Raw genomic sequence first — 16,521 nt, forward strand, 5'->3', positions numbered from 1 at the left:
GGCCGCGCCACCCACATGCTTATTGATCACCCTCGCGTCGTCCCATCGCCATCCGCGGTCCCCCCAGCCCAGGCGCGCCCTGGTGGGATTCCTATATCAGTTCTCGCCGCACCTATGCGGACTTTTTCATCGGGCTGCTAACGCAGGCGGTCAGGCACGCGGCGGTCCTTTCGCCGCGTCCGTTGGAAAGACTGAGATCGGTGGCGACGACTCTCTGTTAGTCACGCGGCAGCCAACCCTTGGCATTTCGCTTTGGAACGGGCAAGCCCCTTTCCTTCAGATGAGCGAGCAAAGCGCCTTCGCAGTGCGGCGCCCAACCATCCCAGTTGCCGCGCCAGCAAGGATCGCAGCAGAAGATGTCGCCATAAAGTTCCAATTTGTGGCCTTCGTAAAGACCTGGCCCGTGCTGGTATGGTTTTCCACAGACGGCGCACTTGAACATGAACTCCATGACGTACCTCAACGCTCAACTTTGAACTAGCAACGAATCCGACAACCCACGCCAGAATTCGTGGGTCAACGCCGGTGCACTCATGGGTGCCTCTTACTCCAGAGTTCGCTACCAACTCAAGGAACTGTGGAACGCGCACTCATGTACAATCGGGCCCGTTGACCCGCCGCTCGGCGAGCCAACGCAGCAACGTCCAGACCGCCATCACGGGCGATCCGCCGGGCTGACCACGCCGTGACCACCGCGAGCTATTGAGCACGTGCGTGTAAATCATCGTCGTGGCGATGATGGGCGAGTCGTGGGCAGTCCGACCGCTCGTGCCGCTTCTGCCCTTCGCGCTGATGCGCGACGGTCCGCGCAAGCGGACCCTACTGACTGAGCGGATGCGCGACGTTGTCGCCAGCGCGAGAGCGCCATGTGGATCGCGCGCGTGGAAACCACTTGCTTGACCAGGCGGGGGGTTATTGGTACCCACTACCGGCTAACTGCTCTGGCGTTTTGGTGGTCCGATAACTGCCGACTGCGAGCGGGAGGAGTGTGATACAGGCACGTAGCTCAGTGGGAGAGCGCTTCCTTGACACGGAAGAGGTCGGCGGTTCAATCCCGCCCGTGCCTATTCTGACGGTGCGCCGTCGGCGCGGGTAACGCGCGATATCACCGCGACACTTCCGGACTCGTCATCAGCCGTGCGGGGCTTGCCCTGCCGCACCTACTCTCAAATTGATCGCCTGCATTCCCCATCACGATGGCTGACATCACGATCACATACCCCGACGGCGAACGTCGCGAACTCGCCAGCGGCATCACTGCCGCCGACGCGTTGCGGGTGCACAAGCTGCTGACGAAGGACAACCGCGTCGTCGCGGCCAAAGCCGGCGATACGATCATCGATCTCTCGCGCCTGCTAACGGAAGACTGCACGCTCACGCCGGTCGACAACGAATCGCCCGACGGCCTCGAAGTGCTGCGGCATTCCTGCGCACATTTGATGGCGCAAGCGGTGAAGCGTTTGTGGCCCGACACGCAGGTCACGATCGGCCCGGTGATCGACAACGGCTTCTTCTACGACTTCAAGAAGGAAGGCGGCTTCACGCCCGAAGATCTGCCGAAGATCGAAGCTACGATGAAGGAGATCGTCAAGGCCGACTTTCGGGTCACGCGCGAAGAGCTTCCTAAAGCCGAGGCCATCGCGATGTTCCGCGGTATGGGCGAAGCGTACAAGGTCGAGATCATCGAAGGCATCGAAGGCGATCACGTGTCGCTCTATCGCCAGGGCGAGTTCGTCGATCTGTGTCGCGGCCCGCATGTGCCCTCCACCTCGCGGCTTAAGGCCTTCAAGCTCACCAGCCTCGCCGGCGCGTACTGGCGCGGCGACGAACACAACGAGATGCTGCAACGCATCTACGGCACCGCGTGGGCGAACGGCAAGGACCTCGAGGCGTATCTCAAGCGCATCGAAGAGGCGAAGCAACGCGATCATCGCCGTCTTGGCCCCGCGCTCGATCTCTTCACGTTGCATCCGATCGCACCCGGGTCGCCGTTCTTCCATCCCAAAGGCGCGACGGTTTACAACCTGCTGGTGGAGTACATCCGCAGCCTCTACGGTCGCTACGGTTACACCGAAGTGATCACGCCGCTGATCTACAAGACCGAGCTGTACAAGACCTCGGGGCACTACGACCTCTTTCGCAGCGATATGTTTCTTATGGCGGTCGACGAAGAGGAGTACGGCGTCAAGCCGATGAACTGCCCGGGGCATTGCTACCTCTATAACACGCAGAAGCATTCGTACCGCGATCTGCCGGTACGCTTCGCCGACTTCAGCCGGCTGCATCGCTTCGAGCCGTCGGGCACGTTGTCCGGCCTCACGCGCGTGCGCTCAATGGCGCAGGACGATGCGCACATCTACTGCACGCCGGAGCAACTCGACGACGAGCTCGACCGTTTTGTCTCCATGACGCGCGAAGTCTACGACGCCTTCGGCTTCGACCGCGTCGAGGTGTCGCTGCAAACCCGTCCGGAGAAATTCCTCGGCCGCGTCGAGTTGTGGGACTCCGCCGAAGCCGCATTGCGGCGCGTGGTCGACAAGCTGGGCTATCCGCTCACCGTGCTGGCCGGGGAGGGCGCCTTCTACGGCCCGAAGATCGGCTTCGACTTCCGCGACGTGTTGGAGCGGTCGTGGACGTTGGCGACGGTGCAGATCGACTGCGCTATGCCGGAGCGCTTCGGTCTGACCTACGTGACGGCGGACAATGCCGAAGCGACGCCGGTGATGTTGCACCGCGCCGTGCTCGGCTCGCTCGAACGCTTCATTGCAATCCTGCTCGAACAGACCGCCGGCAAGCTTCCGCTGTGGCTGGCGCCGGTTCAGGCGCGCGTGCTGACGCTCACCGAGCGCCAGGAATCATATGGCCGCGAGGTCGTCGCGCAGCTTAAGCAAGCCGGCGTCCGTGTCGAACTGGACGAGCGCAACGAGAAGCTCGGCCTCAAGATTCGCGAAGCGCAGTTGGAGAAGCTGCCGTACATGCTCGTGGTCGGCTACAAGGAAGCCGAGAGCCAGACGGTTGCGCCACGGGCGCGAAGCGGGGAGAATCTGCCGCCCATGACTGTCGACGCGTTCATTGCCAAGCTCACTGCCGAAGCCAAGATCGGCGCCACTGCAGAGTCCACTCACAACCAACAGACAGGAAGCTGATATGCCAAAGATCAAGACCAGTCGGGGAACGGCGAAACGTTTCAAAGTGACGGGGACAGGCAAGGTGCGCCGCCGCAAGGCGTTCCTGCGCCACCAATTGACGTGCAAGACGGCCAAACAGAAGCGCCAACTGCGCCACGGCGGCATCGTCCACCCCTCCAACGAGCGCGCGATCAAGCGGTTGATTCCGTACATGTAGCTTGTGTGGCAAGGGCGCGGATGCTAAACGCCGACGCGCACTAGTCGCACGAGTAAGGAGAACCGGAGCATGCCCCGAGTAAAGCGCGGGACCAAAGGGAAGGCCCGTCACAAGAAGATCCTCAAGCTGGCGAAAGGCAACGTCGGTGGCCGGCGCAAGCAGTATCGCCAAGCGCGCGAGACGGTCGAGCGCGGCCTCGTCTACGCCTACCGCGATCGCAAGGTGAAGAAGCGCGAGTTCCGCAGCCTGTGGGTGATGCGTATTAACGCGGCCGCGCGCCAACTCGGGTTGTCGTACAGTCGGTTAATGAATGGCTTGAAGAAAGGCGGCATCACGATCGATCGCAAGATGCTGGCCGATCTCGCCGCGCGCGATCTCGCGGGTTTTGCGGAAGTCGCCAACCTCGCGAAGTCGCACCTCGCCGCCTAGGCGGCCTCACGTAGTTCCAACATTGCACAACAAACCATGAGGTCCGCGCGGGCCTCGTGGTTTGTCGTTTGTGGGGAATGAAAGAGACGCTCGAACAGATCCGCAGCGCAGCACTCGCCGCGTTGGCCATCGCGAAGACCGATGCCGAGATCGAGCTATTGCGTGTCCAGTACCTCGGTCGCAAGGGTGAACTCACCCTGGTCGTGCGCCAGATGCGCGACGTAGCGCCCGAGGACCGCCCTGCGATGGGCGTGGTGCTCAACGCGATCAAGGACGAACTCGAAACCCGCATCACACAGACGCTCGTCGATTTGCGGGCGGCCGAACGCGCGCGCCGCGCGTCCGAGGAGCGCGTCGACATCACCTTGCCCGGCCGCCGTCGCTTGCCCGGCAGCCTCCACCCGCTGACGCAAGTGATGGAGGAACTGATCGCGGTGTTCGGCGGGCTGGGCTTCTCCGTGGTCGAAGGACCCGATGTCGAGGACGACTACCACAACTTCGAGGCGCTCAACATTCCGCACGACCATCCGGCGCGCGACATGCAAGACACGCTGTTCGTCAGCGACGAGTTAGTGTTGCGCACGCACACGTCGCCCGTGCAGATCCGTGTCATGGAGGCGCAGCCCCCGCCGCTGCGGGTGATCGTGCCGGGCGCCGCCTATCGCCACGACTACGACATGACGCACTCGCCGATGTTTCATCAGATCGAAGGCCTGATGGTCGACAAGCGCGTCACCTTCGCCGATCTCAAAGGCGTGCTGACGCTGGCGCTGCAGCGCCTGTTCGGCAGCGCGACGCGCGTGCGCTTCCGGCCGTCGTTCTTTCAATTCACCGAACCGAGCGCGGAAGTCGACATCGAGTGTTTCCAATGCGGCGGTCGCGATACGACATGCCGGCTCTGTAAAGCCACCGGCTGGCTCGAAATCCTGGGCTGCGGTTTGGTCGATCCGAACGTGTTTCGCTTCGTCGGCTACGATCCCGAGCAAGTGTCGGGCTTCGCCTTCGGCATCGGCATCGAACGGGTGGCGATGTTGAAGTACGAGATCACCGACATCCGACTACTCTACGGCAGCGACCTGCGCTTCCTGCGCCAGTTCTGAGCGACAGCGATGAAAGTTCCGTTGAGTTGGTTACGCGAGTTCGTCGACATCACGGTGTCGGCGGCAGAGTTGGCGGAGCGGCTGACGCTCGCCGGCATTGAAGTCGAGCGCATCGAAGAGCGCGGTCGCGAGTTGGACGGCGTGGTGGTTGGCGAAGTGGTTTCATTCGAGCGTCATCCGCAGGCGGATCGGCTGAGTCTGTGCCGCGTGCGCGGCATCGGGAACGAGTTGCATCAGGTCGTGTGCGGCGCGTCGAACGTGCAAGCGGGATTGCGCGTGCCCTATGCAACGCCAGGAACGAAACTGCCCGACGGCCGACGGATAGAGGTTGCGGAAGTGCGCGGTGTACGATCCGCGGGGATGCTGTGCTCCGAGGTCGAACTCGGTCTCGGTGAAGACGCGAGCGGCTTGCTGGTGCTCGCGACCGACGCCGAGCCGGGCGTGCCGTTGGCGCGCCATCTCGGGATTGAGGAGACCATTCTCGAAGTGGCGCCGACGCCGAATCGCGGCGATTGCCTGAGCATCCTCGGGTTGGCGCGCGAAATCGCCGCGCTCTACGAGGTGAAGTTGCGCCAGCCGGCGTTCCGGCTGCGCGAGCGCGGCGAACCCGCGGTAGCGCGCATTGCGGTGCGGATCGATGATCCGGCGGGGTGCGCACGCTACGCGGCGCGCTACATCGCCGACGTGCAGATCGGGCCGTCGCCGCCGTGGTTGCAGCGCCGGTTGATCGCGGCCGATCTGCGGCCGATCAACAACATCGTCGATGTCACCAACTACGTGATGCTGGAGCGCGGGCAACCGCTGCACGCGTTCGACTACGATAGCCTACCGCGTCGCGAGATCGTCGTGCGCCGCGCCGGCCGCGATCGCCGCATGCGCACGCTCGATGACCGCGAGCGCGAACTTGACTCGAACGATCTCCTGATCAGCACCGGTGCGGACGCGGTGGCGATCGCGGGCGTGATGGGTGGTGCGAACTCCGAAGTCACGGCGCAGACGCGAAACATTTTGCTCGAAAGTGCGCGCTTCGATCCCGCGTCGGTGCGGCGGACGGCCAAGCGCATGGGATTGCGCAGCGAGGCGTCGTATCGGTTCGAGCGCGGCGTCGATGTCGAAGGAGTCGTTCCGGCGATCGACCGCGCGGCAGCGCTGATCGCGGAGCTGGCCCACGGCCAGATCGCGCCGGGCGTTGTCGAAGCCTGTCCCGCCCCGCGACCGCGCACGACGATCGACCTGCGCGTGCCGCGCATCGAGTTCATGTTGGGCGTGCCGGTGTCGCGCGCCGAGGCTACCAGCGCGCTGCGGCGTCTCGGCGCGGCCGTGAAGGGGAAGTCGGCGCAGGTGTTGGCGGTTGCGGTGCCTTCGTACCGTCACGATCTCGAACGCGAGATCGATCTCATCGAAGAAGTGATCCGAGTCCTGGGATACGATCGCATACCGGTGGCGTTGCCGACGGTCGAGTTGCTCGGCGGTGGACGACCGGTAGTGAGCGAGTGGGAGGCGGAACTGCGCCGCATGTTGGCGGCGCAGGGTTTCAACGAGATGGTGATGTGGAGCTTCACCTCGACGCGACTGAATCAACTGTTCCGTGGCGTCGGTGTGCCGGCCGCCGAGCCGGTGCGCGTGCTCAATCCCATCATCACCGACGAGCCCGAGCTGCGATTCAGCTTGTGCCCGAGTTTGGTGCTCGCCGCGCGGACGAATCACAACGTCGGCGAAATCGATGTCGCCGCCTTTGCCGTCGGCAAGGCATTTTGGATGACCGACAAACCGGCGGAAGGGCACCGGCTCGCGGCAGTAATGTCCGGCAAGCTCCCTAGCGCCGGTCTCGGCGGGCCGCGCACCGCGGTCGAGTTCGTCGATGCCAAGGGTGCGTTGGAGAGCGTGCTGGGGCGATTGCGCATTCTCGATCGCGTGCGCTGGGAGCGTCCTGGCGAAGGGCAGCGCGCGTTTCATCCCGGCAAGTCAGCGCTGGCGATGATCGACGCGGTGCCGATCGCGATCGTCGGCGCGCTGCACCCCGAGACCGAAGCTGAGTTGGGACTGGATCAGCCATGTTGGCTTTTTGAACTTGACTTGGACCAAGCCCTTGAGTATCTTCCGCCCCGCTCTGTTTTCGCGGATTTGCCACGATTTCCAGCGGTTGTGCGTGATGTGGCGGTGGTGGCCGAGGCCGACTTCGCATCCGAGCGGGTTGTTCGCTTCGTGCACCAGTGGAACCCTCAGATGGTGGAGCGGGTTGTGCTGTTCGACGAATACACAGGACCACCGATCCCAGAAGGCGAGAAAAGTTTGGCGTATTCGATCGCCTATCGAGTCGCCGACCGCACGCTGACCGACGACGAGGTCAATCGCCTCCATCAACAACTGATCGCGGACCTAAGCGCCGCGTTGCCCATCGAGTTCCGCCGCTAACGGGTAGCTGGCACGCTGCCGGGAGGACGCGCCGTGACGATGACGAAGGGCGATATCGTGGAGCGCATTTACGAACGCGTCGGCTTTTCGAAGAAGGAAGCCAGCGACGTCGTCGAGTCGATCTTCGAGCTGATCAAGGGTCGCCTCGAACGCGGCGAGAAGGTCAAGATCTCCGGCTTCGGCAACTTCGTCGTCCATCACAAGCGCCCCCGCAAAGGCCGCAATCCGCAAACCGGCGATGAGATCATCATCACCGAGCGCAAGGTGCTCACCTTCAAGGCCAGCCCGGTCTTGAAGAAGTCGATGAATCCCGACTGAGGGAGTTGTGCCCACCGCCAAGGCGCAAGTTCCCGACAAGCTTTACTACAAGATCGGCGAGGTCGCCGGCATCGTCGGCGTGAAGCCGTACGTCTTGCGTTACTGGGAGACCGAGTTCAGCGTTCTCAAGCCGACCAAGACCCGCGCCAAGCATCGCCTCTATCGTCGGCGCGATGTGGAGACGTTGCTCGAAATCAAGCGCCTGCTGCACCAGGAGCGCTTCACTATTGAAGGGGCGAAGAAGCGGCTCAAGGCTCAGCCGGCGACTGAACCACGCCCAGAGCCGCGCCAGCAAATGGCGCTGCCGCTCGGCGAGCGCACGTATCGCAACGCGCTGATCAAGATCAAAAAGGACCTCGAGTCGCTCTACAAGCTGCTGAGCTGAGCGTGCGCGTCAGCTTTTTGGCGAGCTGTACCCAAAATCGTGCGGAAGGGTGCCCGTCAGGTCGGCGTCCGCGTGGAATTGCTGGCATAGGCGTTGCTCTCTTCGTGTCGGTGAAGGGAGACCGAATGCTCGATGCCGTGGTGCGAGAACGTGGTGGTCCGGAAGTCGCCTTTGCGTTGTTGCGGTTTCTGACGATGGGGTACTGCCTGTGGGGCGTGGAGTGCGACGTGAGTCTGGCCGAGCTGCCGCGAGTCGTGCGTGCGGCGAGTGCGAATCTCGCGCGGGCGATCATCGAGCTGTGGGATCTGAACTTGGTGCTGCTCGATCAGCGGCGTCACACGATTCGCTTGAGTCCGCACGCGGTGGAGCAACTGATTGCGCGGCGGGCGCCGCTTTCTTGAATGCGTAGGAAGCGCGTGGTAGCTCTGCGCCACTAGACGGGGCGTGGCGCAGCCTGGTAGCGCACTCGCTTGGGGTGCGAGTGGTCGCCGGTTCAAATCCGGCCGCCCCGATTCTTTCTTCGCCATTTCAAGTCGAGAGTGTTTTTCGTCGCCGTCGCGGGGATGATGTAGAAACATGCGCTGAGCCCTAAGACCAAACGCCCATTTGCCTTGACAGAGTCCCGCGGCGAACCGTACACCGTCGCTCATCACGGAGGTCTGATGCGGCGGGAGATCGTCTTCGGTTGGTTGATGCTGTGGAGCGTGCTGGCGACCGCTGCCCGGGCGCAACGGCCGGCGTACCTGGTCAAGGACATCAATCCCACGCCGGCCTACCATTCGGATTCCAATCCCTACAACTTCGTGACGATTGATGGGATCTCCTACTTCTCTGCCGACGATGGCATTCACGGCCGCGAGCTGTGGCGGACCGACGGAACGAGTGCGGGTACGTACTTGGTCAAAGATGTTTGGCTTGGCGATGAAGGCTCCGAACCCCTGAGTTTGACGGACGTCGATGGGAGGCTCTTCTTCGTCGCCGCGAGCGGAGGCGATCACTGCGGACTCTGGCGCAGCGATGGTACGAACGACAGGACAACGTTGGTGCGCGAGTTTCGAGGCACGACCATTGGTTGCCGCGGACTCCACGGCTATCTGGGACCGCGGCAGTTCACGGCGGTAAACGGGACGCTCTTTTTCGTCGCCGACGATGATATCCATGGCTTCGAACTGTGGAAGAGCGATGGCACGCCCGAGGGCACGGTGATGCTGCGCGACATTCGTGAGGGCGAGGAAGGGTCGGATGCCGAGGGGCTGACAGCCGTCGATGGGCTGCTGTTCTTCTTTGCCGACGACGGCATTCACGGGCAAGAACTCTGGCGCAGTGATGGCACCAGCTCTGGGACGGTGATGGTCAAAGACATCCAACCCGGGCCGCTGGGTTCGACGGTGGTTGGATTTCCGACGATCGAAACCGCATCGATAGGCGGGACGTTCTTCTTCTTTGCGAACGGATCTCAGCTTTGGCGAAGCGATGGAAGCGAAATCGGGACGGTGGCCGTGAAGGATATTCCGCTGCCTCAGTTTCCTTCGGGGGCAACGTTTGCAGGACTCACTAATGTCAATGATCGGCTGTTCTTCCTTGGCGGTTTCGAATTGTGGACAAGCGATGGGACGGAAGCGGAAACTCGTATGGTGTCGAAGTTCCCAATTACGGGCGACTCCCTCCGGTTTCCGCCACAGAGCTTTGTGCCTTTCGGCGACCTGCTCGCATTTGCCGCCGTGGGGTCAAACGGTGGCCCCGCGCTCTGGATCAGTGACGGGACCGCGCCGGGCACGCGCCCAATCAAAGATCTCTCCTTCCGGGACAGCGTGTATGAAGGAAACGCGCTGGTCCCGGCTGGCGGGAGACTCTTCTTTGCCGCCGATGATGGACAGCACGGCTGCGAACTGTGGCAGAGCGATGGCACCGAGTCCGGCACGCGGTTGGTGAAGGACATCGAGCCTGGAACGGAACCGTGCTTCGACTACACTGGCCCGATCATCCGCGGCGCGCTGGGTGATGAGATCCTCTTCAGCGCAGATGATGGGACGCATGGGCGCGAACTCTTTCGCAGCGATGGAACCGAAGCCGGCACCGTGCTCGTCAAGGACATCAATCCGGTGCTCAACGCCACTGGCGATGCCTTTGGCAGTGCGTTTTCCTCCGCGGCGCCGTGGGTAGACAGCGTGAACGGAACCTTGTTGTTCACAGCGAATGACGGCAGCGGATCGAAGCTCTGGCGCACGGACGGCAGAGCGGCAGGTACGACGCTCATGCCCAACATTTCAATTGGAGAGCGAGCGCACATTCATGACGGCCTCCTGTTCGCTTCCTACGATCCAGCAATCGGAGTCGAACTCTGGCGCACCGATGGCACCGTTGGCGGTACGCGGCCACTGAAGGACCTGAATCCCGGTCCGATGGGATCGGACCCCGGCGACTTCATCGTGATCGATGGCCTCGTCTACTTCTTTGCGACGAATGCGCAAGGCCGTCGCCAGTTGTGCCGCAGCGACGGCAGTGCGGAAGGGACAACGTTCGTCGGTGACGGGACCACCGGCCTCCCGCCGCGCCGCGGCCCGATCGTCAATGTTGACGGTACGCTCTTCTTTGGCTGCGAGGAACTCTCGACCAGCATTGCCCTATGGAAGGTCGACACTCGCACCGGCGTGGCGAGCAAGGTGAGCAGTGTCAAACTCGGTCGTGGAGACTTGTCTCCACCAGAACTCCAAGTCGTCGGTGGCATGGTGTTCTTCTCCGCCTGCACAGCTCGCTCGGGATGTGAGCTGTGGCGGAGCGACGGCACCGAGGGCGGAACGGTGATGGTGAAGGACATCAACCCGGGTGCCGGCGATTCATTTCCATCGGAACTCACAGAATCGCAGGGGCGACTGCTCTTCCGCGCCTGCCGGCCGCAGCACGGATGCGAGATCTGGACGAGCGATGGGACTTCCGAAGGCACGCGTATGCTTCAAGAGCTCGTCTCGGGGGTCGCAAGCTCCTACGCCTTTAGGAATCCGTTCTCCATGGGCGACCGCCTCCTGTTCTCCGCGTGTATAGCCGATGCGGGATGTCGGATCTTGCGCATGGACGGAACCGAAGGCGGCCCGCAATTGGTCGCGAACGCCACTCTCGAAGAAGAAGTTCAGGCGGGCGACAAATTCTTCTTCTCGCAAGAAGAGGGCGCGGGCGGAGCGGCGCTGTGGGTCAGCGATGGCACGCAGGCAGGGACGCATCGGCTCAAGATCGTCGATCCACGGCCGCTTGAGTCGATTGAGAAACGAAGACTGGGCCTCACGGCCGTCGCGGGATACGTCATGTTCGACGGCTACGATCCCGAGCACGGATTCGAACCCTGGGTCAGCGACGGCACCGAGGGCGGTACGAAGATGGCTGCGGACATCGCCACTGGATCTCGCTCGTCCCTGTACGATCTCGCCTTGCAACAGCAATTCTTCGCCAGCGGCGGAAACGTCTACTTCCTTGCCAACGACCACCAGCACGGCATCGAGCTGTGGGCGATCCCGCTGGCGGCGCTGTCGTCATCGTGCACCGGCGACTGTGATGGCTTCGACGGCGTCACGGTCGACGAGCTCATCAAGGGCGTGAACATCGCGCTCGGCATCGCGCCGCTCAGTGCCTGCCCCGTCTTCGACATAACCCACGACGACAGCGTCACCGTCGACGAACTCGTCGCGGCGGTGAATGACGCGCTGAATAGTTGCGGCGGATGATGTCCGACTTCGTCCGATCGCACGGGCTCGGCAACGACTACCTCGTCGTTGATGCGACGACTCTCGGGTTCGAGCTGACACCGGAACGCGTGCGATTGATCTGCGATCGGCATACCGGTGTCGGTTCGGATGGCATTCTCGTAGTCGTTGACACTACCGAAGCCGACTTCGGTCTGCGCATCTTCAACCCGGACGGCTCGGAGGCGGAGAAGAGCGGCAACGGTCTACGCATCGCGGCGAGGTATCTCTACGACCACGGCTACACGAAGCGCACCGAGTTCGCCATTCACACGCTTGGCGGCATCGTGCAGGTGCAATTGCTGCTGGAGGATGGACGTGTCACCGCCGTGCGCGTCGAGATGGGTCTAGCGGTGATCGACCGCGCCCTCACGCAACTGACCGTCGACGGCCAAACCTTCCGCGTCGTCGCACTGTCCGTCGGCAACCCGCACTGCGTCATCATCGTCGATGATCTCGCACGGGTTGATCTGCTTCGACTCGGTCCGCTCATCGAGCGTCACGCGGCATTCCCAAACCGCACCAACGTGCAATTTGCACAGGTGCTCTCGCGCGCTGAGATTCGCGCGGTCATCTGGGAGCGCGGTGCTGGCCACACCCTCGCGTCCGGCTCAAGCTCGTGCGCGATTGCCGCGGCGTGCCGCGACCGCGGACTGGTTGACGATCGGGTCAGCGTGCACATGGAAGGCGGCGACCTCGTGATTGATGTCGATGCCAAGCTCAACCTGGTGATGACGGGGCCGGTGGAAGAACTCTGTAGCGGCACGCTCAGCGAGGACTTGCGACGTCGACTGCAACTGGCGGGTCGCTAGTGTCGATCAGGGAAAGAGTTTCAACGCAGAGACACAGAGACGCTGAGAAGGAGGAGAAGGCGATTCGGTAAGGCGAGTCGGAACCAGCTCGTTCAGCCGATTTGAAACCTTCCCGCTGATGCTTTCTTCCTCCTCTGCGCCTCTGCCTTGATCCTTTTTCTGTCACCCGTTGGCTTTCGGCGCCACGATCAAAACGGTGCCCTGCGCGATGCAGGCGAGCTGGCCTTCGTTGGTGACATCGATGCGGACAACAGCGGTGCGTTTGGTCATCGCCAACACGGTGGCCTCGGCGATGATCGCACCAGTCCGGACCGCCGCCAGGTAGTTCACTTTGAACTCGGTGGTCGCCGCCCAGTAGCCGCGCGGCATCAGCGGATACATCACGCAGCCGAGGACGTGGTCGACCAGCGCCGCCATCACGCCGCCGTGCAACGTGCCGAGTGGCGTGATGAGGTCGGGACGCACAGACACCGTTGCGGTGAGATGCCCTGCGGTCACCGCGGTGATCTGGGCGCCCAGAAATTGCGGAAGCCCAGTGATCGCGCTGTTGGCTTTGATCAGCCCGTCGGCAATGCGTTGATCGAAGTGTTCGAATTGTTGCGCCATCGCATGGTCCTTCCTTAATTCTCCCTCTCCCGGATGGGAGAGGGCTGGGGTGAGGGTGATCAAACACGCGCCTCGTCATCTCTTCGCCCTCACCCTGACCCTCTCCCATCCGGGAGAGGGAAGTCACTATCGTTCGCGCGCCGCGCCGTTGCGCAGCAACTTGCCGGGCAGCGATCCGTTTGGATCCACCGCATCGGTCCCGTTGCGGCGGATGATGCGTCCGTTGACGATCACTGCGTCGATGCCGGTGGCGTCGGCGACCAATCGATCGGCGCCAGCCGGCATGTCGCGCACGCGCCGCAGCTTACTGGCACCGACCGTCGTGGAATCGAACACCACTACATCGGCGGGCACACCAACCGCCAGGCGGCCGCGATCGCTGATACCGAACACCTCGGCGGGGCGCGAGGTGAGCATCTGCACCGCGCGCTCTAGCGTCAGGACTTTCTTCTCGCGCACCCAATGACCGAGCAGATGGGTCGAGAAGCAGGCATCGCACAACTGGCTCGCGTGCGCGCCGGCGTCGGACAATCCCAACACAGTACGCTCGTCGCTCAGCAGCTCCGCGACTTCGTCGTCGTTGTTGTTCATCACCGCCATGCGGAAGCGGGCCTTCAGATCGGTTTCGACCGCAAGATCGAGCATGCAATCGACCGCATCGATGCCCGCCGCACGGGCCACATCGGCGACCGTGCGGTCCTCCAGTTCGGGACGGTTCGGGCTGGACGAAATCTCCATCCGACTGCACGCGCCGGTAAACGGTCCGGCCATGCTCGAGGCAAAGGTGTCCTTCACCGTCTGGCGGAAGGCCGGGTCGCGATACAGCCGCATCTTCCCCGCGAAGTCGGCGGCCGAGATGGGTTTGAACGCCGGCAGACTCTCGAAGGCGAAGGGCTCTTTGAAGTCGAAGTCGAACATCAGCGGCCGGCAGCTCACCTGCGGAATGATCGGCAAGCCTTCGCGGACCAACTCGATCGAGCGATCGAGCAACATGCGATGCGAACCGGGTCCGAGCATGCCGGCGAGCAGGGCGGTCCACGTCACCGGCCGTTTGATCTCGCGCGCCAGTTCGGCGAATTCGCCGAAGAACAGGCCGGGTCCAACGGTGGCCTGCACGACGCCGCGGCCAGCGTCGGCGAGCGCGCCGGCAATGGTTTTGATTTCGTCGAACTCCGCCACACGGCTGGGCACCGGCCGACCGCCATAGCCGACATGCGAAGGTGCCTTCGAGGTGGCAAAGCCGACCGCGCCGGCGTCGATTCCAGCGCGGACGATCGCGCGCATCTGCGCGATCTCGTCAGCGGTCGCCGCGCGTTCGGTGGCGGCCTCGCCCATCACGTACAAGCGCACCGGCGTGTGGCCGATCAATACGCCGACGTTGATCGCCATGCCGCGCCGCTCGATCGCATCGAGGTACTGCGGGAAGGTCTCGAACGGCCACTCGCCGCCGATGCCGGCTTCGAGCGCTTCGAGGCTCATGCCCTCGACCTTCTCCAACGTCCGCAGAATTAGTCCGCGATGCGCCGGCCGCGTCGGCGCGACGCCGAAGCCGCAATTGCCCATCACCACCGTCGTGACCCCGTGCCACGGTGAGATCGTCAGCATGCGATCCCACAGCACCTGCGCATCGTAGTGGGTGTGGATGTCGACGAATCCGGGCGCAACGACGCGATCGCGCGCGTCGATCGTCTGCGCCGCGCCGCCGTCGACACGCCCGAGGGCAACAACCTTACCGCCGCGAACGCCGACATCGCCGACGAAACCGGGCGAGCCGGTGCCGTCGATGATCGTGCCGTTGGTGATTTTCAGATCGAGTTCCATTTCTTCTCCAATTCGAAACCGCCGATGCACGCCGATGGACGCCGATCAGAACTGATTCATGATTCGTTTCACTTCAACTCGCGGAGCACCGAAGTTGATCAGCAGGGCAACGTGCAGGGAGGTTGCCTTCAGATAGTTCAAGCATTGAGCCACATGAATGGCGTCCAAAACCTTTGCGACCTTCAACTCAACTACGACGATTCCCTCGACCAACAGATCTGCGACATACTCGCCCACGACGGCGCCGTCGTAGCGAACTTGAAGGGGCCACTGTTGGTCGACTTGGATCCCGTTCTTTCGCAAATCATGGGCGAGCGCGTTCTCGTATACCTTCTCCAAGAATCCAAATCCCAGCCCATTCGCGACCGCATAGGCACACCCGATGATCCGCTCGGTCAAGCCGTCCAGAGATCGGCGTTCATCGGCGGTTTCAGTCATTCAACCCGTACAGCTCCGCGACGTTGTCGTGCAGGATGAGGCGGCGATGCTCTTCGCTGAGCCGGGACGCGTGCTCCTTCAGCACGTCCTGCGACCACGGCCAGGTGGAATCGCTGTGCGGGAAATCGTTGGCCCACATCAGGCGGTGCGGATTGACCATGTCGAGCATGCGGAACGCGACCCAATCGTCTTGGAACGTGAGGTAGATGTTCTCGCGCATGTAGTCGCTGGGGAGCTTCTGGAGTTCCTTGCCGTGCAGCGAGTGTCGATGACGGGTGTAGTAGTGGTCCATGCGGTACATGTAATGCGGCACCCAGCCGGCATCGGCTTCGACGCAGATGATCTTCAGCTTCGGATGGCGATCGAACACTCCCCCATAGATGAGCATCGCGATGATGTCCTGATTGGCGCGAATGATCGTCACCGCGTGGTTGAGCACCGGGCCGCGCACGTCGCGCGCATTGCGAGTGGTGAGGATATGAAACGACAGCGGCAGGGCGAGATCGATCGCAGCGTCCCAAAACTCGCCGTAGATCTCACTGTCGTAGTCGGCTTGGCCGGGTTGTCCCGGCAGCATCACTCCCTTGAGGCCGAGGTCCTTGATGCGCCGCAGGTCGGCGACGCCGTCTTGCGGCGTGCGCATCGCGGTCTGGCCGATGCCGAGGAGGCGGTCGGGATGGGCGCTGCAATACTCGGCGATCCACAAGTTGTAGGCGTCGAAGCAGGCCTTCTTGTAGTCGAGGTCCTCGTGATTGCAGAGCGGCATGCCGATGGTGGGATAGAGAATCTCGGCATTGACGCCGTCGCGATCCTGATCGGCCAGGCGCGCGTGCGGATCCCAACCGCCGCGGTGCCAGTCTTCGAAACGGCCGACGAGCGAAATGTCCTCCGGCCGCTTGCCGGCCGCGGCGACCAGACCCATCGGGATCGGCCGCGACATGCCGGGGATCACGAACAGATCGCCGCCGTTATCGGCGCGCACCAGGTGCGGTGCGCGATCGCGAAACGCGGGATCGATGTGTTTGCTGTAGGTGTCCGGTGGTTCAGTAATGTGCGAGTCCGCGGAGATGATCGTGTGGGCCATGAGAACCTCCTCCTATGCTCGGTGCCAAGCGCCG

Annotated in this window: 14 protein-coding genes and 2 tRNA genes; 12 read left to right on the forward strand and 4 right to left on the reverse strand. The window is 62.9% G+C overall.

Annotated elements, in window-relative coordinates; all coding sequences use genetic code 11:
* Positions 1-995: 995 nt before the first annotated feature.
* From HYR72_18785 to HYR72_18840, 12 genes are all read left to right on the forward strand, one after another.
* Positions 996-1,067, forward strand: a tRNA-Val gene (locus HYR72_18785).
* Positions 1,068-1,196: 129 nt separating this feature from the next.
* Positions 1,197-3,146, forward strand: coding sequence for a threonine--tRNA ligase (gene thrS, locus HYR72_18790; protein ID MBI1817030.1), 1,950 nt, complete (start codon positions 1,197-1,199; stop codon positions 3,144-3,146).
* Between the two features lies 1 nt (position 3,147).
* Positions 3,148-3,345, forward strand: a complete 198-nt coding sequence (rpmI, locus tag HYR72_18795) for a 50S ribosomal protein L35 (GenBank protein MBI1817031.1) — start codon at positions 3,148-3,150, stop codon at positions 3,343-3,345.
* Positions 3,346-3,414: 69 nt separating this feature from the next.
* On the forward strand, positions 3,415-3,774 hold the full coding sequence (rplT, locus tag HYR72_18800; GenBank protein ID MBI1817032.1) for a 50S ribosomal protein L20: 360 nt from the start codon (positions 3,415-3,417) through the stop codon (positions 3,772-3,774).
* A 77-nt stretch (positions 3,775-3,851) separates the two neighbouring features.
* Positions 3,852-4,874 carry a phenylalanine--tRNA ligase subunit alpha gene (gene pheS / locus HYR72_18805; GenBank protein MBI1817033.1) on the forward strand — a complete coding sequence of 341 codons (1,023 nt, stop codon included), beginning with the start codon at positions 3,852-3,854 and terminating at the stop codon, positions 4,872-4,874.
* 9 nt (positions 4,875-4,883) lie between these two features.
* Positions 4,884-7,289, forward strand: coding sequence for a phenylalanine--tRNA ligase subunit beta (locus HYR72_18810; protein ID MBI1817034.1), 2,406 nt, complete (start codon positions 4,884-4,886; stop codon positions 7,287-7,289).
* Between the two features lie 39 nt (positions 7,290-7,328).
* Positions 7,329-7,607, forward strand: coding sequence for an integration host factor subunit alpha (locus HYR72_18815; GenBank protein ID MBI1817035.1), 279 nt, complete (start codon positions 7,329-7,331; stop codon positions 7,605-7,607).
* Positions 7,608-7,614: 7 nt separating this feature from the next.
* Positions 7,615-7,992 carry a MerR family transcriptional regulator gene (locus HYR72_18820; protein MBI1817036.1) on the forward strand — a complete coding sequence of 126 codons (378 nt, stop codon included), beginning with the start codon at positions 7,615-7,617 and terminating at the stop codon, positions 7,990-7,992.
* A 125-nt stretch (positions 7,993-8,117) separates the two neighbouring features.
* On the forward strand, positions 8,118-8,393 hold the full coding sequence (locus HYR72_18825) for a hypothetical protein (GenBank protein MBI1817037.1): 276 nt from the start codon (positions 8,118-8,120) through the stop codon (positions 8,391-8,393).
* A 37-nt stretch (positions 8,394-8,430) separates the two neighbouring features.
* Positions 8,431-8,504, forward strand: a tRNA-Pro gene (locus HYR72_18830).
* A gap of 150 nt (positions 8,505-8,654) precedes the next feature.
* Positions 8,655-11,708, forward strand: coding sequence for a hypothetical protein (locus HYR72_18835; protein MBI1817038.1), 3,054 nt, complete (start codon positions 8,655-8,657; stop codon positions 11,706-11,708).
* Positions 11,708-12,538, forward strand: coding sequence for a diaminopimelate epimerase (locus HYR72_18840; GenBank protein ID MBI1817039.1), 831 nt, complete (start codon positions 11,708-11,710; stop codon positions 12,536-12,538). The genes HYR72_18835 and HYR72_18840 overlap by 1 nt, the downstream gene beginning before the upstream one ends.
* A 162-nt stretch (positions 12,539-12,700) precedes the next feature.
* Here HYR72_18840 and HYR72_18845 read toward each other — a convergent pair whose 3' ends face one another.
* The 4 genes from HYR72_18845 to HYR72_18860 all read right to left on the reverse strand — a co-directional run bounded on the left by HYR72_18845 (position 12,701) and on the right by HYR72_18860 (position 16,487).
* Positions 12,701-13,144, reverse strand: a complete 444-nt coding sequence (locus HYR72_18845; protein ID MBI1817040.1) for a PaaI family thioesterase — start codon at positions 13,142-13,144, stop codon at positions 12,701-12,703.
* Between the two features lie 126 nt (positions 13,145-13,270).
* Positions 13,271-14,965: an amidohydrolase family protein gene (locus tag HYR72_18850; protein ID MBI1817041.1), complete on the reverse strand. Its 1,695-nt coding sequence runs from the start codon at positions 14,963-14,965 to the stop codon at positions 13,271-13,273.
* A gap of 45 nt (positions 14,966-15,010) precedes the next feature.
* The gene (locus tag HYR72_18855) at positions 15,011-15,403 is read right to left on the reverse strand and encodes a GxxExxY protein (protein MBI1817042.1); all 393 of its coding nucleotides are present in this window, start codon (positions 15,401-15,403) and stop codon (positions 15,011-15,013) included.
* The gene (locus HYR72_18860) at positions 15,396-16,487 is read right to left on the reverse strand and encodes an amidohydrolase family protein (GenBank protein MBI1817043.1); all 1,092 of its coding nucleotides are present in this window, start codon (positions 16,485-16,487) and stop codon (positions 15,396-15,398) included. The genes HYR72_18855 and HYR72_18860 overlap by 8 nt, the downstream gene beginning before the upstream one ends.
* Between the last annotated feature and the right edge of the window lie 34 nt (positions 16,488-16,521).

This window comes from Deltaproteobacteria bacterium (genome assembly GCA_016178705.1).
GTDB lineage: Bacteria > Desulfobacterota > Binatia > HRBIN30 > JACQVA1 > JACOST01.